18 protein-coding genes and 2 tRNA genes are annotated in these 20,361 nt (G+C 67.6%); 1 reads left to right on the top strand and 19 read right to left on the bottom strand.

Annotated elements, in window-relative coordinates; translation table 11 throughout:
- Positions 1-9 precede the first annotated feature (9 nt).
- The 4 genes from ACZK2R_RS07505 to ACZK2R_RS07490 are packed head-to-tail and all read right to left on the bottom strand — an operon-like array spanning position 10 to position 4,259.
- Positions 10-924: an HlyD family secretion protein gene (locus ACZK2R_RS07505; RefSeq protein ID WP_180837478.1), complete on the bottom strand. Its 915-nt coding sequence runs from the start codon at positions 922-924 to the stop codon at positions 10-12.
- Positions 921-1,649: an ABC transporter ATP-binding protein gene (locus tag ACZK2R_RS07500; protein ID WP_012510619.1), complete on the bottom strand. Its 729-nt coding sequence runs from the start codon at positions 1,647-1,649 to the stop codon at positions 921-923. Before ACZK2R_RS07500 ends, ACZK2R_RS07505 begins: the two co-directional genes overlap by 4 nt.
- Before the next feature lie 10 nt (positions 1,650-1,659).
- Positions 1,660-2,799 carry an ABC transporter permease gene (locus ACZK2R_RS07495; protein WP_100434389.1) on the bottom strand — a complete coding sequence of 380 codons (1,140 nt, stop codon included), beginning with the start codon at positions 2,797-2,799 and terminating at the stop codon, positions 1,660-1,662.
- Entirely contained in the window at positions 2,796-4,259 is a 1,464-nt protein-coding gene (locus ACZK2R_RS07490; RefSeq protein WP_478487925.1) for an efflux transporter outer membrane subunit, read from the bottom strand. The genes ACZK2R_RS07495 and ACZK2R_RS07490 overlap by 4 nt, the downstream gene beginning before the upstream one ends.
- A gap of 190 nt (positions 4,260-4,449) precedes the next feature.
- Here ACZK2R_RS07490 and ACZK2R_RS07485 point away from each other — a divergent pair, with 190 nt between their 5' ends.
- Complete coding sequence (locus ACZK2R_RS07485; RefSeq protein WP_253143281.1) at positions 4,450-4,797, top strand: hypothetical protein; 348 nt, start codon at positions 4,450-4,452, stop codon at positions 4,795-4,797.
- A gap of 67 nt (positions 4,798-4,864) precedes the next feature.
- Here ACZK2R_RS07485 and ACZK2R_RS07480 read toward each other — a convergent pair.
- From ACZK2R_RS07480 to ACZK2R_RS07410, 15 genes are all read right to left on the bottom strand, one after another.
- Positions 4,865-4,940: transfer RNA gene (locus ACZK2R_RS07480), tRNA-Gly, on the bottom strand.
- A gap of 115 nt (positions 4,941-5,055) precedes the next feature.
- Positions 5,056-6,162, bottom strand: coding sequence for an NAD(P)/FAD-dependent oxidoreductase (locus ACZK2R_RS07475; protein WP_180837476.1), 1,107 nt, complete (start codon positions 6,160-6,162; stop codon positions 5,056-5,058).
- A 137-nt stretch (positions 6,163-6,299) separates the two neighbouring features.
- Positions 6,300-6,375: transfer RNA gene (locus ACZK2R_RS07470), tRNA-Gly, on the bottom strand.
- 291 nt (positions 6,376-6,666) lie between these two features.
- Entirely contained in the window at positions 6,667-7,293 is a 627-nt protein-coding gene (gene pgsA / locus ACZK2R_RS07465; RefSeq protein ID WP_012510614.1) for a CDP-diacylglycerol--glycerol-3-phosphate 3-phosphatidyltransferase, read from the bottom strand.
- 18 nt (positions 7,294-7,311) lie between these two features.
- Complete coding sequence (gene uvrC, locus ACZK2R_RS07460) at positions 7,312-9,156, bottom strand: excinuclease ABC subunit UvrC (RefSeq protein WP_180837475.1); 1,845 nt, start codon at positions 9,154-9,156, stop codon at positions 7,312-7,314.
- A complete protein-coding gene (locus tag ACZK2R_RS07455; protein ID WP_125893539.1) occupies positions 9,153-10,565 on the bottom strand; it encodes a hypothetical protein in 1,413 nt (470 codons plus the stop codon). Before ACZK2R_RS07455 ends, uvrC begins: the two co-directional genes overlap by 4 nt.
- Entirely contained in the window at positions 10,562-11,050 is a 489-nt protein-coding gene (locus ACZK2R_RS07450) for a low molecular weight protein-tyrosine-phosphatase (protein ID WP_032128907.1), read from the bottom strand. The genes ACZK2R_RS07455 and ACZK2R_RS07450 overlap by 4 nt, the downstream gene beginning before the upstream one ends.
- Positions 11,047-11,820, bottom strand: a complete 774-nt coding sequence (gene kdsB / locus ACZK2R_RS07445; protein ID WP_180837474.1) for a 3-deoxy-manno-octulosonate cytidylyltransferase — start codon at positions 11,818-11,820, stop codon at positions 11,047-11,049. Before kdsB ends, ACZK2R_RS07450 begins: the two co-directional genes overlap by 4 nt.
- A gap of 74 nt (positions 11,821-11,894) precedes the next feature.
- The gene (gene lpxK / locus ACZK2R_RS07440) at positions 11,895-12,914 is read right to left on the bottom strand and encodes a tetraacyldisaccharide 4'-kinase (RefSeq protein WP_125893538.1); all 1,020 of its coding nucleotides are present in this window, start codon (positions 12,912-12,914) and stop codon (positions 11,895-11,897) included.
- Complete coding sequence (msbA, locus tag ACZK2R_RS07435) at positions 12,914-14,662, bottom strand: lipid A export permease/ATP-binding protein MsbA (protein ID WP_032128904.1); 1,749 nt, start codon at positions 14,660-14,662, stop codon at positions 12,914-12,916. The genes lpxK and msbA overlap by 1 nt, the downstream gene beginning before the upstream one ends.
- Positions 14,659-15,081: an ExbD/TolR family protein gene (locus ACZK2R_RS07430; protein WP_125893537.1), complete on the bottom strand. Its 423-nt coding sequence runs from the start codon at positions 15,079-15,081 to the stop codon at positions 14,659-14,661. The genes msbA and ACZK2R_RS07430 overlap by 4 nt, the downstream gene beginning before the upstream one ends.
- Before the next feature lie 3 nt (positions 15,082-15,084).
- Positions 15,085-15,747: a MotA/TolQ/ExbB proton channel family protein gene (locus ACZK2R_RS07425; protein ID WP_019337175.1), complete on the bottom strand. Its 663-nt coding sequence runs from the start codon at positions 15,745-15,747 to the stop codon at positions 15,085-15,087.
- A gap of 3 nt (positions 15,748-15,750) precedes the next feature.
- Positions 15,751-18,150 (bottom strand): DNA internalization-related competence protein ComEC/Rec2, encoded by a 2,400-nt coding sequence (locus ACZK2R_RS07420; RefSeq protein ID WP_180837473.1) that lies wholly within the window; start codon positions 18,148-18,150, stop codon positions 15,751-15,753.
- Positions 18,151-18,209: 59 nt separating this feature from the next.
- Positions 18,210-19,562: a sensor histidine kinase gene (locus tag ACZK2R_RS07415; protein ID WP_478487922.1), complete on the bottom strand. Its 1,353-nt coding sequence runs from the start codon at positions 19,560-19,562 to the stop codon at positions 18,210-18,212.
- A 1-nt stretch (position 19,563) separates the two neighbouring features.
- Positions 19,564-20,235, bottom strand: a complete 672-nt coding sequence (locus ACZK2R_RS07410) for a response regulator transcription factor (protein WP_032128900.1) — start codon at positions 20,233-20,235, stop codon at positions 19,564-19,566.
- Between the last annotated feature and the right edge of the window lie 126 nt (positions 20,236-20,361).

Genomic DNA, 20,361 nt, shown 5'->3' with positions numbered 1-20,361 from the left:
GGCCAGCGCCTACTTCCGGAACTCCACCCGCACATGCTGGCCGAAGCGCGCCTTGGCCTCGCCGTCGAACTCCAGCACACACTCCACCACCTTGGCCACGCCGCGCCCCGCGTCTTCGGGCAAGCGTGCCTGCGCGAACACCGGACTGATGCGCACCACGCGCGCGGGTGGCAGTGAGCCGGTGTTCTCGGCGCCATCGCTGTCCGGCACCACGGTGGCCTTCATGCCCACCTGCACGGCATCGGCGTAGGCAGCACTGAGTTCGGCACGCACCTGCAGCGGGCGTGCCGGCAGCAGCGAGATCGCTGGCTTGCCACCCTGCACGAATGCACCGAGTCCCGGCACCTGGCCGACCACGGTGCCGGCCTCCGGTGCGCTCAGCGACATCTGCTGCAGTTTCAGTCTGGCGTGCTCCAGCTTGTGCTGGGCCATGTCGACCTGCGCACCAGCCACGTCGACATCGGCGCGCACACCGGCCAGTTGCTGCTTGGCTGCATCGGCCTGCTGGTTGGACGACACGCCTTCGCTGGCGCCGGTGGACAGGCGAGTCGCATTGCGCTCCAGTTCGCGCAGCTGCGCCTGGCTGCCCTTCAGGCGGTCATTGGCCAAAGCGAGATCGGCAGTGGCCATCGCCACCTCCTGCTGCAGCAGGGCGCCATCCAGCGACAGCAGCAGCTGTCCCTTCTTCACCGTGGCGCCCTCCTTCACCGGCGCGGCAGTGATCGAGCCATCCACCGGCGGTGCCAGCGCGATCAAACCGCCCTCGACGTCGATGATGCCGCGCGCGACCGCAACCTTGGCGGCGGCAGCAGTGCTGGCCTTACCGGCGGATGCCTGGGCGGGCGCCTCTTTGGAACAGGCGCCGAGCAGCAATGCCGCGGACAGGGCCAGGCTGAGGGGAAGCAGGTGCGACGTCTTGGTCATGGGGCGGACTCTACAGTTTCGTTCTGGCGGCGGTCATCACGGACCATGCCGTCTTCCATGGCGATCACCCGATCGGCATGCCGGATCAGGCGCGGATCGTGGCTCACGCACAGCACGGTGGCGCCATGCGCACGTGCGTAGCGATGCAGGATGTCGATCACGCGCTGGCCATTCTCGGCATCCAGCGCACTGGTCGGTTCGTCGGCGAAGATCAGCGTCGGCGACTTGGCGAAGGCGCGGGCGACGGCCACACGCTGCTTCTCACCGCCGGACAGCTGCGCCGGACGCATGTGGCTGCGATGGGTCAGGCCGACCTCGTCCAATGCCTTGCGCGCCAGCGGTTCGCTTTCGCGATTGCTCATGCCGCGATAGCCCAGCGGCAGCTGCACCTGTTCCAGTGCAGTCAGCGCCGGGAACAGATTGAAGCCCTGGAACACAAAGCCGACATGGTGCAGGCGGAAGCGCTCCACCTCACTGCGCGTCATGTGGCCCACATCCTGGCCGAGTGCGTGCACGCGGCCGCCATCGGGCGCGGACAGGCCGGACAGCAGCGACAACAGCGTGCTCTTGCCACAGCCGGACGGGCCCGATACCAGGGTCAGTTCGCCGGGGTAGATGTCCAGTGACAGGCCGCGCAGCACCGGCACCTGCACATCGCCGGACATGAAACCCTTTTCCAGTGCGTCGGCCTGCAGGGTCGGGGCGACGGCGCGTGTAGAAGTCATCGACCGGTCCTCAACGCAGCAGCAACGATGGATCGGAGCGGACGACACTGCGTACCGCCATGATGCTGGAGAGCATGGCCATCACCGCGACCAGTGCCACGCAGCCGATGATCACCATCGGCGTCAGCTGCACCGGTACGCGCTGGCTCTGCGCGATCAACAGCACCACCGTACTGAAGGCCGCCGCCAACAACATGCCCACGCCGCCGATCAACAGTGCCTGTTCGAACACCACCCGCGCCAGCGCATAGCGACCGGCACCGAGTGCATTGAGCGTGGCGTACTCGCGCACCGAACCGGCCACCACCGAAGCAAACGACTGGTTGGTGATCACCGCGCCAACAAAGCAGACGATGACGGCCATGAACAACACTGCGATGCCGGCACCGGTATCGAACAGCCAGTACTGCTGCGAGCGGCTGGCGAACTCCGGTGCGGTCCAGAACTCGACAGGCGTGGCGTGCCCCATCGACGCGGCCAGACGATCACGTACGCCGCTGGCCAGGTCCGGCGAGCGCAGGCCCGCCACGAAATAGGTACTGCCTTCATGCGGTTCGGTACCGGCGATGGCGCGCGCGGTATCCAGCGAGGCCAGCACGTTGACGCCACCGAGGCCACGCAGGCCCGGTTGTGCGGCAACCACACGCACTGCCTTGCCGTTGATCCAGGCACGGTTGTTCTGCAGGTCCACGCCCAGCGTATCCAGATCGGCGCTGTCGACGATCACCGCGCCCGGCTCGCGCAGCTGCGCGCGCAGGTCGGCGGGCAGGATGCGCGCGAACATCATCGCGTCGCCTTGGGTGGAGATGCCGGACAGGTACACCGACACGTTGCCGGTACCCTGCGCGCTGGAACGCCATTCGCCATCGACCCATTCGTAGGGTTCGACGCGGGTGACATCCGGATCCATGCGCAGGTGGCTTTCCACATCCGCACTGATTGCATGGCCGTAGTTCACGCTCTGGGTGCCGGGGAAACCGGCCCAGATATCAGCCGACGATGCCTTCACGTAGATCGCGGCGGTACCGAAGATACCCAGCACCAGCGCCGCCTGCACGATCAGCAGCACGCCGGCAAAGCACATCGCCAGCACTACCGGCAGAAACCGGCGCCACTCATAGGCCAGGGTCTTGCGGGCCAGCGCGATCATTGCTGTTCGCCCTCACCCTCAGCCGGCAGCGGTGCACCGCCAAGCGCTCGGTACAGCGAAGCAAACGCGAGCACGCGTGCGCCCTGCGCACCGATCAGATCAGCCTGCGAGGCGAGCGCGGCACGCTGCGTATCCAGTCCATCGAACTCGCTGGACAGGCCCAGCTGCACCTGCCGCGCTTGGCGCTTGACCTGCTGGCCGGCGGCATCATTGGCCGCACGCAGCGACTGAATGCTGCTGTCCTGGCGCGCCAGGCTGCCCAGCGCGCCCTCCACTTCGCTCACGCCTTCCAGTACCGCCTTGCGGTAACCGAGCAGTGCAGCATCCAGCTGCTTTTCATCGGCATTGAAGCGCGCGCGGCGCTGGCCCCAATCCCACAGCGGGATATCGGCGTACGGGCCGATCGACGGACTGGAATCGGAGTTGGAGCGGGCGTTCTGGGTGAGGTTGTAGGCGTACAGGATCGAGCCACCAAGACTGACCCGCGGATACATCGCGGCACGTGCGGAGCCCTTGCTCGCCGCGGCCTGCATCACTTCAGATTCGGCCAGCAGAATCTGCGGGCGGCGGCGCAGCAGATCGGCCGGTACCTGCTGCAGCGAGAACGTGCCCAGCTTCGGCGGCGAGCGATAGGCGCGCCAAGCCGGATCCGGGCCATCACGGCCCAGTAACAATGCCAGCGCACGGGCGGCGTTGTCGGCGTTTTCCCGGGCTTGTGCGATGGCGGCGTGGGTGGCGGCCTGGCGTGCACGCAGGCGATCAAGTTCGCCCGGCTCATCCAGGCGCAGGCGCTGGCGGACCAGGGCCAGGTGCTCGCCGCGGTCATCCACCGATTGCTGGCGGGCCAGCAGGTCCTGCTGGGCCTGTGCAACGGTCAGGTCCAGATAGCTGCGCACCACGTCGGCAATCACCGCCACCTGCGCGGCATTGCGCAGCGCCTCGGCATTGCCGGCCGAAGCCTGCGCGCTCAACTGCGCGCTCTCGGCGGCACCGAACAGGCCCAGGTCCCAGATCGCTTCGATGCCGGCATGGAAGTAGGTATCGACGGCGGCGGCGTCCTGCACCTGCTTGGCGCTGGCCGAGATTTCCGGCAGGAAACGCGAGTCGGAAGTGCCGGCGACGATCCGAACGGCCTGCAGGCGCAGCGTGGCCTGCTGCAGGTCGAGGTTGCCGGCGATGGCCTGATCGACCAGGCCATCCAGTGCCGGGTCGGACAGCACTTTCCACCACTGTCTGGCATCCACTGCCACGCCCTGGCCCTGCGGCACCTGGGTCCAGGTGCTGGGCGTGCGGTCAGGCAGGTCCGGAACAGGCACCGACATGCAACCGGCCAAGGCCAGGCTTGCCAACAACGCACCAGGGCGCAGCACTGCATGCAGGGAGAGTCCGTGCCCGGCCTTGGGCACTGCCACTGAAGTGATACGCCTGACCACCAGCCCGCCAACGTGTAGAAGGAGCATGAAGGCTACCGTGCGATTGTGGAGCGAACATGGAGAAATCGTCCGAAAAAGGTCACAGCACGCGTGCGGTTCAGGCAACGCCGACCCAGTCTTTCACTACGCTTTCAATGCGTTCTCGACACGGAACACTGGACGACTTTCACAGCGTATTGCACATTGCGGCATTGTCTTGCTTCGATGCTGCCCGACCGTGAAACACCCCCGCCGCTGGCTGCTGATTGGCTCGATCACGACAGCGACTGTCGGTGTGATCGTGCTCGTCCTGACCACCCCACTGGTCTCGAACGCCGTGCTGCTACTGATGGAGCGCAGCAACTTCATCCCCCGTGAATCTTCGATCTTCACGTTCGAGCCATATGCCATCAACCAGGGCTCGTCGAACTACTGGCTGTACGGAAAGGACCGGACCTACTACTACCACTTCACCTACGAAGATGACGCTCCCTACGTCTACATCCCGCAGGACAACCGCTGCCCCGGTTTCCACCGGCAGGATGCCCGGACCTGGTGCAGCGCCCTGCCCGGCAAGGCACGCTAGCGCGGCGGTGGTGCAACCGGTGTGACAAACGAAAAACGCCCCCTTGCGGGAGCGTTCTTCTTGAATCTGGAGCGGGAAACGAGACTCGAACTCGCGACCTCAACCTTGGCAAGGTTGCGCTCTACCAACTGAGCTATTCCCGCAGATTCCGTTCGACCTGCGTCGAAGGAGCGCTATTGTGTCGATATTGCTGCACGGCGTCAACAGGAATTTTCGCGTGCATTGTGGGGCGGCGTTCAGGCCCCCAGGACCGATACCTCAGGTTCGCAGGCCACGGCGATGGAAGTAGACCTGCTCAGCGATGCGCCGCGTGGTCGCCGTGTGCAGCAGTGCGTTGAGCGGCCAGTCGGCCTGCAGATGATCCATCGCCCAGCGCAGCAGGCGCTTGCCATGGAATGCCGGCGCCACCTGCCGCGCCACCCGTTCCGCTTCCGGCCCCTGGCCACGCAGATGACGGGCAATCGCCTCGCCGACCGCCCAGCCGTGCCGCCACGAGGAGTGGATGCCCCCGGCGGACAATGGCGAGACGATGCCCGCCGCGTCGCCGGTCAGGATCAGCCGTTGGCCAGTGATCGGCCCATCCGGCCGGCCGCAAGGCACCAGGCCGGCACGGGTAGCCGAGGGGCGCGCCGAAGGCGGAATGCCGACCACATCGCGCACGTGCTCAAGGAAGCCATCAATATCAGGCGGGCGTACCTGATTCGGGTCATGGCGCAGCGCCAATCCCACCTGCAGGCCGGTTGGATTCTGCGCGACCCAGCCGATGTAGCCCGGTGCAAAGCGCTTGCTGACGAAGCAATGGAGTGCGTCACCCTGCGGCAACTGGAGGCCGGCGAACTCACGTTCGACGCCGTAGAGGTTGTCACGCACCTGGCCGAGGCCGGTGCGCTGGGCAACGCGTGAGCGCGCGCCATCGGCGCCGACCAGGTAGGCGCAGCGCCCTGCCCCTTCCACCTGCCAGCCGTCACCACTGCGATGGGCGTCGGTGAAGGACTGCTGCAGGCGAAGGTCGACACCGTTCGCGCGCAGCTCGCTGGCTAGCCAGCGCATCAGGTTCGGCGTATCGGTGGTGAGGAAGTAATAGCCCGGCGCGGCCAACAACACGCTGCGCAGGTTCGGCGCATACAGCCGCACATTGGCAACGCGTTGCACCAGGTATTCGGGCATGCGCCCCAGCCAGGTCTGCTCCATCGCTTCCTTCACCACGATGCCGGTGGTGTGCAGGCGTTCGCCGGGATCTGCCTTGCGCTCCAGCACGCAGACGCGCAGGCCGTATTGGGCAGCGGCCAGCGCGCAGGCGGCACCGGCGAAACTGGCACCGACGATGACCACGTCGTGATCGTAGGCGGAGGATTGATGAGGCATCGCGGCGTCACCCTTGGAACGAAGGATGCAGCATCCAACCTTCATGTGGTGGGGCGATGGGGCGACGGTGAAGTGGCAATGAAGCGCGTTGGACGCAAACGAAAAACGCCCCCTTTCGGGAGCGTTTTTCTTGAATCTGGAGCGGGAAACGAGACTCGAACTCGCGACCTCAACCTTGGCAAGGTTGCGCTCTACCAACTGAGCTATTCCCGCTTGGGAGGCGAAATTTTACCTATTCCAAGGATGGCGTCAAGCGCTTTTTTAGGGTCTGCGAGGCACCTTGCATTGCGTATCCACGCATGGCGTGGATCTACTATGGCATCCCCGCAAACCGATGGATCCGCATCATCCGTGGATGCGGCATTTCCAGTTGATCCACGCCATGCGTGGATGGGGCATCACCGTAGATCCGTCCAGCGTGTCGAGTAGATCCACGCCATGCGTGGATAAACGCACCGATGGGGTCAGAGCCCTTTCCTGCGGAAAGGGATCCGACCCCGGGGCTCAGTTGCCCAGCTTCTTCTGCCGCGCACGCTCGCGCGCCGCGCGCTCGTCATCGCGCAGGCTCGGCCAAGCGGCGTGCAGGTATTGCAGGCCCGACCACAGGGTCAGCACGGCAGCAATGGCCAGGGTCCAGTCACCGATGTGGAACACCGGCCAGCCCATCCAGATGTCTTCCACCGGCACGTTCGGTGCCACCGAATACAGCAGGCAGAGCAGCGCGACCATCTGCGCGGTGGTCTTGACCTTGCCGATCATCGCCACGCGCACCTTGGCGCGCTGGCCCAGCTCGGCCATCCATTCGCGCAGCGCCGATACCGCAATTTCACGGCCGACGATGACTGCCGCCCAGAACGCCATCCACGGCGTCGGGTGACCCTGCACGATCAGGAACAGCGCCACCGCCACCATCAGCTTGTCCGCGACCGGGTCGAGGAAGGCGCCGAAGGCCGATTCCAGCTGGTAACGGCGTGCGATCCAGCCATCGAGCCAGTCGGTGATCGCGGCCAGGCCGAAGATCGCCGCCGAAGCGAAGTTGGTCCAGGTGTAGGGCAGGTAGAACACCAGCACCAGCACCGGGATCATCACGATCCGCAACAAGGTCAGCCAGGTGGGCAGGGTCAACTTCATGCTTGCGTGCTTCTCTCTCTACTCGGCCGGATCAGGCGTGGCCAACCCGTGCAGGTTAGCGTAGATACGTGCCGCGAGGGCGTCATTGATGCCTTCCACCTTGGCGATTTCCGCTTCACCAGCGGCTTTCAGGCCGACCAGACCGCCGAAATGCTTGAGCAGGCTGGCGCGGCGGCGCGGCCCGATACCAGGGATGTCCTCCAGCTTGCTGGTCATCCGCGCCTTCTGGCGGCGGCCGCGGTGGCCGGTGATGGCGAAGCGGTGCGCCTCATCGCGCACCTGCTGGATGAACTGCAGTGCCGGATTGGCCGCGCCCGGGCGCAGCTCGCGGCCATCAGGCATCACCAGCGCTTCGTGGCCGGCGCGGCGCTCCACGCCCTTGGCCACACCCACCAGCAGCACGCCTTCCACGCCCAGGTCGGCCAGTGCGGCCTGGGCCTGCGCCAGCTGCCCGGCGCCGCCGTCGATCAGCAGCACGTCCGGCAGCACGCCCTGCTCTTCCACCGCACGGCGGAAGCGGCGGTCGATGGCCTGGCGCATGGCGGCGTAGTCATCGCCCGGCTCGATGCCGCTGATGTTGAAGCGGCGATACTGCGCGCGCACCGGACCGGCAGCGTCGAACACCACGCACGAGGCCACGGTAGCCTCGCCCAGGGTGTGGCTGATATCGAAACACTCGACCCGCTTGACCGGCTCGGCCAGGCCCAGCATCTCGCGCAGTGCGTCGCTGCGCGCATGCTGCGCGTTGCGGCTGTTGAGCTCGGTGGCCAGGGTCAGCTGCGCGTTGCGGCTGGCCAGTTCCACATAGCCGGCGCGTTCGCCACGCACGTTCCACTTCAGCTGCACCTTGCGCTCGGCCGAGGCTGACAGCGCGGCGACCAGCAGGTCGGCATCGGGAATCTCGCGGTCCAGCAGGATCTCGCGCGGCGGCTCGAATTCGATGTAGTACTGCGAGACGAACGCGGCCAGCACTTCCTCCGGGCTTTCTTCACCGTTGGTGCGTGGGAAGAACGGGCGGGTACCGAGGTTGCGGCCATCGCGGAAAGCCAGCAGCAGCACGCAGGCCTGCGAACCCTGCATGGCCACCGCCAGCACGTCCAGATCCGCGGCACGGCCATCCACGTACTGGCGGGTCTGCATGCTGCGCAGCGAGGAGATCAGGTCGCGCAGGCGCGCGGCCTGCTCGAACTCCAGTGCCTCGCTGGCGGCCTGCATCTGCTCGCCCAGTTCGCGGGTCAACTCGTCGCTCTTGCCTTCCAGGAACAGTGCGGCGCGACGCACCGATTCGGCGTAGTCCGGCGCCGGCACCAGCTCCACGCAGGGCGCGCTGCAGCGGCCGATCTGGTACTGCAGGCACGGCCGCGAGCGGTTGCGGAACACGCTGTCCTCGCAGCTGCGCAGCTTGAACAGCTTGTGCATCAGGTTCAGCGTTTCACGCACCGCGGTGACCCCGGGATACGGCCCGAAATAGCGACCGGGAATGGCACGCGGACCACGATGCAGCGCGATGCGCGGCCAGTCCTCGCGCGTCAGCAGCACATGCGGATAAGTCTTGTCGTCGCGCAGCGAGACGTTGTAGCGCGGCGACAGCGACTTGATCAGCTGGTTCTCCAGCAGCAGCGCCTCGGCTTCCGAGCGCGTCACGGTCACGTCCATGCGCGCGATCTGCGAGATCATCGACATGATCCGCGCGTTCTTCGGGCTGCCGTTGAAATAGCTGCCGACACGGTTGCGCAGCGCGCGCGCCTTGCCCACGTACAGCAACGTGTCGTCGGCGGCGTACATGCGGTACACGCCAGGGGCGGTACTGAGCTGGGCCGCGAAGGCCTTGCCGTCGAAGGCCGGGGCGGGAACGTCTGTCATTCGCTGATCGGGACTTCGCTGAGCACGCCGCTATCCGGGTCGAATCGCAGCACGGCATGGGCGTCGGTCTCGGCGATCCATACCGCACCGGCCCCCACCGCCAGGCCGGCGGGGCCATGCAGGCGTCGTGGCAACGGCTGGGTGGTCAGTTCGCCACCGCCCAGGCGCAGCGTGCGCAGGCGGCCGTTGCCGGTATCGGCAATCCACAACAGCGGCGCATCCGGGCTGAGCGCGATCGCCTGTGGGAACTGCAGGCTGGCGTCCGAACGCGGACCGTCTTCGCTACCGAAGCGCCACGGCCCCTGCCCGACCAGGGTCTGCACCAGATCGCCGCGCAACTGCAGCGCGCGGATCGAGGAACCCAGCGCATCGGCCACGTACAGCACCTGCTGCACCACGGCCAACGCGGTGGGTTGGGCGAAGGCGGCCAGATGCCCGCTGCCATCGCGCTCGTCGATGGAACCACTGCCCGCGCGCCATTGCAGGCTGCGCTGGCCCAGGTGGTAGCTCCAGATGCGGTTGTCGCCGGCCATGGCGATCTGCAGCTGATTGTCGGCAATGGCCAGGCCGACAGGATGGTCCAGCGCAACCTGCCGCGCCTGCGCGACCGGGCCTTCCATCGGTGCACCGGGACGGCCGTTGCCGCACAGGGTATCGACGATCCCGGTCAGCAGGTTGATACGACGCACCGCGTGGTTGCCGGTGTCGGCGACGTACAGCGAATCGCGCTCCAGCACCAGCGCCTGCGGGCGGTGGAACGCGGCTTCGGCGAGGTTGCCGTCCATGAAATCGGCGGTGCCCAGCCCGAACTGGCGCAGGATGCGGCCACCGTGGCTGCATTCGAGGATGCGATGATGGCCGCTGTCGGCGATGTACAGGCGTTCGGTGCTGACCGCCAGGCCGAGCGGGAAGCGCAGCGCGTGGCGCGGCTCCGGATGCAGTTCGCTGCCACCGCGCGGCGGCGCCGACGGCGCGCCCTCGCACAGCGCGTTCAAGGCACGCTCCAGTTCGCCGGGTGCGCCCTGCCCGACCAGCCGTTGCTGTTCGCGGCCCTGCGCATCCAGCAGCACCAGGGTCGGCCAGGCGGTGATGCCGAAGCGGCGCCAGCCATCCCAGTCGGCATCGAGCAGGACCGGCATCGTCAGGCCCTGGCGACGCAGCAGCTTCAGTGCGGCGCCGGCCTCGCGTTCGAAATCGAAGCGCGGCACCTGCAGCACCAGCGGCTGCAGCTTGCCGGGGTGGCGCGACAGCCATTGGCCGAACTCGGCCAGGCGTTGCGCGCTCCAGGCGGAGGCGGCGTTGACGAACAACAGCGCCACCGGCCGACCGCGCAGTTCGGTCAGGGTGCAGGGGGTGGCGTTGAGCCAGGTGGCGAACTCGGGCAGGTCCGGGACGGGCTGGACGTTCATGGCCCGATTATGCCGGAGTCGGCGTCATGCAACAGTCGTGCCACGGCACGTTTTGCAGCATCGTCGACCAATGTCCAGACCTGTTCGAAATGCTCACTGCCGCCGGTATACGGGTCCGGGATCGCACCCCTGCCCTGCCCGCCGGACCACGGCAGGTACAGCGCCAGGCGTTCGCGCTGGGCGGGTGTGGCCAAGCGACCCGCATCGCGCAGGTTGGCCTCATCGGCGCACAGGATCCAGTCGAAGCGGTCGAAATCCGCGACCTGCAGCTGGCGCGCGCGCAGGCCGCCGATGTCCACGCCATGCCCGGCCGCGCAGGCGATCGCTCGCCGGTCCGGTGGCTCGCCCACATGCCAGTCGCCGGTGCCGGCCGAATCGACCTGCACCCGACCAGCCAGCGGCGAAGCGTCCAGGCGCGCGCGCAGCGCACCTTCGGCCATCGGCGAACGGCAGATGTTGCCGAGGCAGACGACCAGCAGCTTCATCGGGCAGCCAGCGTCTGCAGCAATGCTTCGGCGCGTTCCAGGTCCTCGGGCGTGTCGATGCCCGGCGGGAACGGTTCGGGCGAGATCGCCACGCTGATCGGGAAACCCGCTTCCAGCACGCGCAGCTGTTCCAGCGATTCGACCTGCTCCAGCTGGCCCGGCGGCATCGCCGCGAACTGCTGCAGGAAACCGGCGCGATAGCCGTAGATGCCGATGTGGCGCAGCCAGTTGTGACCGGCCGGCAGCGTGTCACGGCTGCGGGCAAAGCCATCGCGGTGCCAGGCGATCGGGGCGCGGCTGAAGTACATCGCCTCGTTGCGCACGTTGCGCACCAGCTTCACCACGTTCGGGTCGAACAGGGTATGCGCGTCTTCTACGGTCGTGGCGAGGGTCGACATCGGCGCATTGCCTTCAACCAGTGCCTGGGCCACCGCGCGGATACCCGCCGCCGGCGCGAACGGCTCGTCGCCCTGCAGGTTGACCACGACGGTGTCATCGGCCCAGCCGGCGATGCGCGCGCACTCGGCCAGGCGGTCGGTACCGGAGGCATGCGAGGTGGCGGTCATCGCCACCTTCACTTCGGCCAGGCCGGACAGTGCGTCGGCAATGCGTTGATCGTCGGTAGCGACCCAGACCTCGCCGGCACCGGCCTGCAGCGCGCGACGCGCCACGTGCAGCACCAGCGGCTCACCGCCCAGCGGGCGCAGCGGCTTGCCCGGCAGCCGCGAGGCGGCATGGCGGGCCGGGATGGCGACGACGAATTCGGTCATGGGGCGGTACTCAGCAGGCTCGTTACAACGGGAATGCGGCCGGCGGCGCATGAATGCAAGCGCCGCCGCGCCACTCAGTTCGGTCGCAGCTTGTCCAGGCGGTCGGTCAGCGCCACCCAGAATGCGGCAGGCAGCTCGGCGCGCAGCGGGACCGCGTAGTGCCAGTCATTGCCGAACGCGCGGCATTTCACCGCGTCCTTTTCAGTCATCAGCACCGGCAGCTGGCTGCCAAAGGACAGGTCCTGCGGCTGATAGGCCTGATGGTCAGCGAAGGCGTGCGGCACGACACCGATGCCACGCGCGCGCAGCATGTCGAAGAAGCGCTGCGGGTGGGCGATGCCGGCCACGGCGTGCACACGCTGGCCCTTGAAATACGACAGCGGACGGGCACGGCCACCGGCCAGCGGTTGTGCGCTGTCGATGTGCAGGGCCATCGGCCACTGGCCGAAGCCGCAGGCCTGTGCTGCAGTCTCCTCATCGGCCTGGCCGAGGTTGACCACGCGGAAATCGCACTCGCTGGCGCGGCTGACCGGCTCACGCAGTGGCCCGGCCGGAATCATCCGGCCATTGCCGTAGCGGCGCTGCGCATCGACCACCTCGATCTCGATGTCGCGTGCCAGCCGGTAGTGCTGCAGGCCGTCGTCGCAGACGATCACATCGCAGCCGGCCTCGATCAGCGCCTTGCCGGCTGCAACACGATCACTGTCCACGCGCACCGGCACGCCGGTCTTCCAGGCAATCAGCACCGGCTCGTCGCCACCCTTGGCGGTCGGCGTATCGGCCTTGACCCACAGCGGCTTGTTGGCATCTTCGCGGCCGTAGCCACGACTGGCCACGCCCGGCTTCCAACCGGCGGCACGCAGGCGCTCCACCAGCGCAATGGTCAGCGGCGTCTTGCCAGTCCCACCGGCGGTGATGTTGCCAACCACGATGACCGGCACCGGCAGCGTGTAGCGCTTGCGCCAGCCACGCCGATAGGCGCGCCGGCGCAGCGCGGTGACGCCGGCATACAGCGGCGCCAGCAGGCGCATCGCCCACGGAACCGGGGTGCCGTCGTACCAGTACGGCGGGGTCTGGGTACCCTTGCCGGCCATCAGTCCTGCCTTTCGCGGAACTGCATGCTGTGCAGATGCTGGTACAGGCCACCCATGGTGAGCAGCTCCTTGTGGGTACCGCGCTCGACGATGCGACCGTGGTCCATCACCAGCACCTGGTCTGCATGCTCGATGGTCGACAGGCGATGCGCGATGACCAGCGTGGTGCGCTCGGGCATCAATCGCTGCAGCGCGTCCTGCACCAGGCGCTCCGATTCGTTGTCCAGCGCTGCGGTGGCTTCATCGAGGATCAGGATCGGCGCGTCGCGCAGGATCGCACGCGCGATCGCCAGGCGCTGGCGCTGGCCACCGGACAGCAGCGCGCCGTTCTCGCCCACCGGGGTCTGCAGCTGCTGCGGCATGCGTGCGATGAACTCCCAGGCATTCGCGGCTTCAGCTGCCGCTCGGATCTGTTCATCCGTCGCGTCCATGCCATAGGCGATGTTGGCGCCGATGGTGTCGTCGAACAACATGACCTTCTGCCCGACCATCGCCACCTGGCGACGCAGGTCGGCCAGCGGATAGTCGTCCAGTGCCACCCCGTCGAGGGTGATGCGCCCGCCGCTGGGTTCGTAGAAGCGCGGCACCAGCCGGATCAGGCTGGTTTTGCCGCTGCCGGATCGACCAACGATGGCGGTGACCGTACCCGGCTTGGCCACGAAGCTGATGTCGTCCAGGGCGATGCCACTGTCTTCGCGGTAACGCAGCATGACGTGCTCGAAGGCCAGTTCGCCACGCACGCGCTGCACCGTGTTGCGGCCTTCGTCGCGCTCGACCGGCATGTCGAGGATGTCGAACAGGCGCTCGGCGGCGGACACACCGCGGGAGATCGAGGACTGCACGCTGGTCAGGCGGCGCAGCGACGGGATGATCGCCGTCATCGAGATCATCAGGCCCATGAACTGGCCGGCATTGAGGCGCCCTGCCAGTGCTTCACGGGTCGACACCCAGACGATCACCGCCAGCGCCAGCGCGGCCAGGAACTGGACCACGCTGGAGGCACCGGCACGGGTGATTTCCACCTTCATGTTCAGCGCCAGCATGCGGTTGGCCAGGCGCGAGTAGCGCGACATCTCATGCTGCTGGGTGCCGTGCACCTTCACTTCCTGCTGGGCCGCCAGTGACTGCTCGGCGGTCTGCGCCATCGTGCCCATGCCGTCCTGGATACCGCGGCTGATGCGCCGGTAGCGCTTGCCCACGTAAGACACGATCACGCCGATCATCGGCACCACCACCAGCATGGCCACGGTCACCTTGACGCTCATCTGCAGCATCACCGCCAGCATGGCGATGATGGTCAGGGTGTCGGCAACCACGGTCTTGAGCGCATCGGCGCTGGCCTGGGTGACCTGCTCGGTATCGAAGTTGAGGCGACTGACCATCACCGGCGTCGATTCGGTATCGAAATGCGAGGACGGCAGGTGCAGGTACTTGGCCAGCACCTGTTCACGCAGGTCGCGCACCACGCTGCGACCGGTCTTGGCCAGCGCGTAGTCGCTCACCCAGGTGGCGGCGCTGCGCATCAGGAACAGGCCAAGGATGGTCAGCGGCAGGATCACCGCCATTTTCGGTTCGGGATTGACGAAGCCACGGTTGACCAGCGGCTCCATCAGCTTGGTGAAGTGGTAGCCGGCTACCGACTCCACCGCCATGGCGATGACGGCGGCGACCATCATGCCCCAGTAGGCACGGGTGTATCCCAGCAGACGTTTGTAGATCGGCCACACCGGCGCGTGTTTGGAACTCATGGACGCACCTCGGGTGCTGTTGCAATGGCAATACGGCGGAAGCCGAGCTGACCAAGCGCATCCTGCGCGGTCACCACGGCCTGGTAGGGAGTGCGTGCATCGGCGCGTAACAGCACCGGCTGCGTGCGGTCGCTGCCGGCCACGGCCGCGATGGTCTGCTTGACCGACTCGACGTCGCTGCGCAGGACTTCCTGATCATTGATGAAGTAGCGGCCTTCGGCGTTGATCAGCACGCTCAACGAGCGCGGCGGCTCATTGGTCTGCTGCTGGCTGGCGGTCGGCAGCTGCACCTGCAGCGTCGAGCGCGCATCGAAGGTGGTGGTGACCACGAAGAAGATGATCAGCACCAGGATGACATCGATCAGTGGCACCAGGTCGATATGCGGCTCATCCTGGGATCGGTCGTTGCCGATACGCATCGATCAGGCCTTCGCCGTGGCCGCGCCGGCCGGGCGCGTGGCAGCAGCAGGGTTCATCACGCCGGGGCGGCCATCCAGCGTATCCAGCAGCGCGCTGGCTTCCTGCTCCATCTCTACCACGTAACCGTGGATACGGCCCTTGAAGTAGCGGTGGAACATCAGTGCTGGAATGGCGACGATCATGCCGGTGGCGGTGCACACCAGCGCCTTGCCGATACCACCGGCCAGCTGGTTCACATCACCCACGCCATGGTCGAGGATGCCCAGGAACATCTGGATCATGCCGATCACAGTACCCAGCAGGCCCAGCAGCGGCCCGGCCGATGCGATGGTGCCCAGCGCGTTGAGGAAACGCTCCATGCGGTGCACCAGGTGGCGGCCGGTGTCTTCGATGCGCTCGCGGATCTGGTCACGCGGACGGTTGCGCGCTTCCAGCGCGGCGGCCAGCAGCGCGCCCAGCGGCGAGTTCGCCCGCAGGGTCTGCAGGTGGGCGGGGTCGAGCTTGCCGCGTGCCGCCCAGTTGCGCACTTCCTGGCCGAGGCCGGGCGGCAGCACTTCAGTACGTCGCAGGGACCAGAAACGCTCCAGGATGATCGCCAAAGCCAGTACGCCCAACAGCAGCAGCGGCACCATCGGCCAGCCACCGGCCTTGACCAGTTCCCACACGTTTCAACCCTCCGGCCCAACGGCCGCTTGTTCGATCGGCGATAGGATAGCAGCCGACCGCGCCCGCCCAGCGGCATCCCACCACCGGGATGCGTGGATGCGCTGTTCACGCAGCTGCAGCCCTTGTGCGCCAAGCCATATGCGGATCGCCCCGGAATCGGCCGTGGCCAGCACCTCGGCCCCTTGCGCCTGCCAGCGCTGGACCACGTCCTGGCGGGGGTGCCCGAAGCGGTTGCGGTGCCCGGCCGAGACCACCGCCAGCCGTGGCGCCACGGCCTCGACCCACGGCGCGCTGGAACTGCCACCGCTGCCATGGTGCGGCACAAGCACCACATCCGCCTTCAGCGCTGCCGGGTATGCCTTCAGCAGCGCCTGCTCGGCCGGGCGGCCGATATCGCCAGGCAGCAGGACCACGCCGTGACGGCTGGCGACGCGCAGCACGCAGCTGTCCTCGTTCTCGGCCTGGCGGCTGCCCGGTGCCGGGTGCAGGACCTGGAAATCAACTCCGTCCCACTGCCACTGCATCCCTTGCTGGCAGGGCGCAGCGCCGGCGATGGTGCTGCCCGGTGGCGCCAGCAGCTGCAGCCCGGGCAGCTGCCTTCGCAGGCTCGGCAGGCTGCCGGTGTGATCAAGATGGTCATGGCTGAGCATCGCCTGCTGCGGCGGCCCCTGTCCGAGCGCGCGCAGGGACGGGACCAGAATGCGTTCGTTGCCGTCGCCGCCGGTCGGCGGCCCCACGTCGTACCAGAGCGCGTGCCTCGCCGTACGCACCAGCACCGCGGTGCCCTGCCCTACGTCGTGCACCAGCAGCTCCAGTTCGCCTTCAGCCGGTGCATGCCGGGCGGGCCACAGCAGCGGCAGGCACAGCAGCAGGCCTGCCAAGGTACCGCCAGCGCCGCGTGGCAGCAGCCACCAGAACACCCCCGCCACTGCCGCCGGCACCGCCCAGCGCGGCGCCTCGGCCAACCACCACATCGCCTGCGGGTGCAGCGCCAACGGCTGCAGGGCCTGCCAGCTGAGCTCGAACAGCCAGGCGGCGGCGCGCCATGCCCAGCGCCCGGCGCCATCATGCAACGCGTGCAGGCCGGTACCCAGCAGCGACAACGGCACCACCAGCAGGGTCCACCACGGAATGATCGGCAGATTGACCAGCGGCCCCAAGCGCGCGGTGCCGCCGAACAGGGCCACGCACAGCGGCAACAGGCCGAGGCTGGCCACGCCCTGGGCGGCCAGAAAGCCGCGCAGGCCCCCACCGACGCCGTCCGGCCCGGTTCGTGGAAGGCACCACAGCAGCCACAGCACGCCCCCGAAACTGAGCCAGAAGCCGGCCGACAGCACCGACAGCGGCGCCGGCAGCAGCATCACCATCGCGGCCAGGGCCAGTCCCTGCCCCGCACCCACCGGGCGACGCCCGGCACGGGCCAGTGCCACCAGCCCGATCATCAGCGCCGCACGCACTGTTGGAAGCGCGCCGCCGGCGGCCACGGCATAGACGGCTGCGGCCAGCGCCGCGCCCCATGCCGCCGCCTGCGGCCGAGGCCAGAACCGTCCCAGCACCGGGCACAGCCACCACGACACGCGGCACAGCAGTACGCCAAAGCCAGCCACCACGCCAACGTGGAAACCGGAAATGGCGACCAGATGGGTCAGGCCCAGCGCGCGCAGGTGCTCCCAGTCGGCATCGGACAGGCCGCGCGTGTCGCCCAGTGCCAGGGCCTGCACGAACCGCGCGGCAGGATGTGCCACCTGCGTTGCGATGGCGTCACTGCTGCGCTCGCGCCAGGCCGGCAGGCCCTGTGCAGGCGCGCGCTCACGCGCAGCGCCGGGGTCGCGCACCGTGCCATTGCCGGAAATACCGCGCAGCAATGCATGGCGTTCGCCGTCAAAGCCTCCAGGATTGATCCGCGAACGCGGTGCCCGCACCCGCAGCGACAGCTCCCAGTACGCGCCAGCTTGAACCGCATGGCGCCCACCATCGGTGCCGCTCGCAGGCGGTCCACGCCATGGATCGTTCCAGGTGATCTGCAGGCGCTTGCCACGCAACGAGGGCAGCGCATCGGCCTCGTTGACCTTCAACACGAAACGGGTATAGCCGGGGCCACTGTGTGGAAGATCAACCACTCGGCCAAGGACCTGCACGTCCTGCGCGGGCCCTCCGGGTGGAAGCTGGCCCTGCAGGACCCAGTGTCCGTGCAATGCCGCCCACGACAGGCCGAACAGCGCAGCCGTCCAGGCGCGGCCGCGCCAAGGCACGATCCAGCCTGTGGCGCTGGCAATGGCCAACGGCATGCACAGCCACAGCGGCGGCAGCACCGGCAGCTGCACGCAGGCCAGCGCACCCAGCACCAGACCGGCGGCACAACCACTGCCAAACAGCGGTGGAGCGGATCGTTCGGGAACCATTCCAGCAGCCTGCCGAGGGACGTGGCAGGTTGCCTATCGGGGATTTCCCCGCGTGGCTGTCAGCGCCGGACGGTGCCGCGATGGAAGTTGACACGGAAACTGGCGCCACCACCGGCCGCCTCGCCGACGCTGACCGATCCGCCATGGTGCTGCACGATTTCCTTCACCAGATGCAGGCCCAGGCCACTGCCGCTACCCGCTGCGCGCAGACGATGGAACGGCTCGAAGATCGCTTCACGGTCGCCCACCGGAATGCCGGCGCCCTGGTCGCTGACCTCCAGCAGGCCACGTGCATCCAGGCGCACGCAGATGGTGCCGCGTCCGCCGCCGTGGACGATGGCGTTGTGCACCAGGTTGGCGATCACCCGCCCCAGCGCCAGGCTGTCGCCATGGATCCACACTGGCATCTCGGGTGCATCCACTTCGAAGCCGTAACCGGCCCCCACCACCAGCGGCGCCAGATCGGCGGCCGCTTCGCGCACCAGCAACGCCAGATCCAGCCGCTGCAGTGCGCCGACATTACGATCAAGTCGCTGCAGGTCAAGCAGGTGCTCGGCAACGTTACCGAGCCGCGCCACGTCGGTCAGCAGCTGCGACTTCAGCTCGCCCTGCGGCAACTGCAACAGGCGCGCCTGCACCACTGCAATCGGCACCCGCAGTTCGTGCGCGGCATCGGCGAGGAACTTGTCACGCGCGGCATACCCCTGCTGCACCTTGTCGATCGCGTCGTTGAAGGCTTCCACCAGCGGTGCGACCTCGGTCGACACCAGCTGCGCATCCAGACGCGCCCCCGGCTGGCCGATATCCAGCTCCTTGGCCTGTTGTGCGGAGCGGCGCACGCCGCGCATCGCGCGGTGGATCACGGTCGGCATGACCAGCAGCGTGATCACGATCAGCGGCAGGAAAAACCACAGCCCGATCAGGCGCAGCACCATCAGCGCACCGTCCAGCAACCCGCCCTTCGGCGCCCCACCCACCATCACCGTGATGCGGCGACCATCTTCCTTGCGGATCATCACCCGCGCCACGTCCAGGTACGGCGGCACCAGCGAGCCGAGTTCGGTGGCACCCAGCGTCGGCAGGCGCGCGAGCAGCGGGGCGTGGATCGCCGGAATCGTGCCGCGTTCCAGCCAGACACCCTTGTCGTCGACCGCCGCGAACCAGAGGTTGCCCCCGGCCTCGGCGTCGAGCTTGTTCCAGCGCGCCTGGTCCAGCACCAACCGCCCGCCTTCACTGTGCACGGCCTTGGCCACGGCTTCAGCCATGAACATGTCCATGCCCCAGGTGTCCTTGTCGCCCCAGGTCAGGATCAGCGCAACAACGGCGAACAGCACGGTGAAGGCCTGCGCCAGGAACAACCGCCAGGCCAACCCCAGCGTGATGGAACGGATCGGACGTGTCGGACGCGCCATCTCAGGCCTCCGCCAGCAGGTAGCCGACGCCCCGGATCACATGGATTTCAACGCCCGCCCCGGCCTGCTGCAGCGCCTTGCGCAGCTTGGAAATGTGCGCATCGAGCGCATTGGACTGGATCTCATCGTCGAAGCCGTACACCGCGGCCTCCAGTGCCGTGCGGGTGACCGTGCGCCCCTGGCGCATCGCCAGTGCCTGCAGTACCAGCACCTGGCGCCGCGGCAGCGCCAGCGGTTGGCCCTCCACCTGTGCCTGCAGCGATTCGAAGTCGAATTCCAGCCGGCCCAGATGCAGGCTCGGTGTCACCATGGCCGAGGGCCGCCGCGAGACAGCACGGATCCGCGCCATCAGCTCCTCGATCGCCACCGGCTTCACCAGGTAGTCGTCGGCACCGACATCCAGGCCCTCGACCTTGTCTGACAACCTGCCCTTGGCCGTCAGCATGATCACCGCCAGGTTCGGGCGCAGCGCGCGTGCGGTGGCGACGAAAGCCACGCCATCGCCATCGGGCAGCTGGCGGTCCAGCAACATCAGCTGGTGTACCGGCTCGCGCAGCGCAACCGCGGCTTCGGCCAGGCTGCCGACCACGTCGGCTACCACGCCCTGCCGCTCCAGGCCCGACTGCAGGGCTCGGGACAGATCGGGATCGTCTTCGACCAGGAGAATGCGCATCAGGGGCTCGGCTACCGGAAACGGTGCCGATCATAGTGCCTGGCGCCAGGTTTGGGCGTCTTCGTGTGCCAGTTGCGAAGGCGCAATGTTCTGACAATGTTGTACCCGCACCATGCACAGCCATCC

The organism is Stenotrophomonas sp. 96582_Sma (assembly GCF_056480905.1).
Note: the sequence above shows the minus strand (reverse complement) of the source record. Positions and strands in the feature narration are given on the sequence as shown.

Bases quoted from the DNA above. Each gene is read 5' to 3' on its own strand.
- ACZK2R_RS07505 (WP_180837478.1), bottom strand. From the start codon at position 924: ATGACCAAGACGTCGCACCTGCTTCCCCTCAGCCTGGCCCTGTCCGCG.
- ACZK2R_RS07500 (WP_012510619.1), bottom strand. From the start codon at position 1,649: ATGACTTCTACACGCGCCGTCGCCCCGACCCTGCAGGCCGACGCACTG.
- ACZK2R_RS07495 (WP_100434389.1), bottom strand. From the start codon at position 2,799: ATGATCGCGCTGGCCCGCAAGACCCTGGCCTATGAGTGGCGCCGGTTT.
- ACZK2R_RS07490 (WP_478487925.1), bottom strand. From the start codon at position 4,259: ATGCTCCTTCTACACGTTGGCGGGCTGGTGGTCAGGCGTATCACTTCA.
- ACZK2R_RS07475 (WP_180837476.1), bottom strand. From the start codon at position 6,162: ATGCCTCATCAATCCTCCGCCTACGATCACGACGTGGTCATCGTCGGT.
- pgsA (WP_012510614.1), bottom strand. From the start codon at position 7,293: ATGAAGTTGACCCTGCCCACCTGGCTGACCTTGTTGCGGATCGTGATG.
- uvrC (WP_180837475.1), bottom strand. From the start codon at position 9,156: ATGACAGACGTTCCCGCCCCGGCCTTCGACGGCAAGGCCTTCGCGGCC.
- ACZK2R_RS07455 (WP_125893539.1), bottom strand. From the start codon at position 10,565: ATGAACGTCCAGCCCGTCCCGGACCTGCCCGAGTTCGCCACCTGGCTC.
- ACZK2R_RS07450 (WP_032128907.1), bottom strand. From the start codon at position 11,050: ATGAAGCTGCTGGTCGTCTGCCTCGGCAACATCTGCCGTTCGCCGATG.
- kdsB (WP_180837474.1), bottom strand. From the start codon at position 11,820: ATGACCGAATTCGTCGTCGCCATCCCGGCCCGCCATGCCGCCTCGCGG.
- lpxK (WP_125893538.1), bottom strand. From the start codon at position 12,914: ATGGCCGGCAAGGGTACCCAGACCCCGCCGTACTGGTACGACGGCACC.
- msbA (WP_032128904.1), bottom strand. From the start codon at position 14,662: ATGAGTTCCAAACACGCGCCGGTGTGGCCGATCTACAAACGTCTGCTG.
- ACZK2R_RS07430 (WP_125893537.1), bottom strand. From the start codon at position 15,081: ATGCGTATCGGCAACGACCGATCCCAGGATGAGCCGCATATCGACCTG.
- ACZK2R_RS07420 (WP_180837473.1), bottom strand. From the start codon at position 18,150: ATGGTTCCCGAACGATCCGCTCCACCGCTGTTTGGCAGTGGTTGTGCC.
- ACZK2R_RS07415 (WP_478487922.1), bottom strand. From the start codon at position 19,562: ATGGCGCGTCCGACACGTCCGATCCGTTCCATCACGCTGGGGTTGGCC.
- ACZK2R_RS07410 (WP_032128900.1), bottom strand. From the start codon at position 20,235: ATGCGCATTCTCCTGGTCGAAGACGATCCCGATCTGTCCCGAGCCCTG.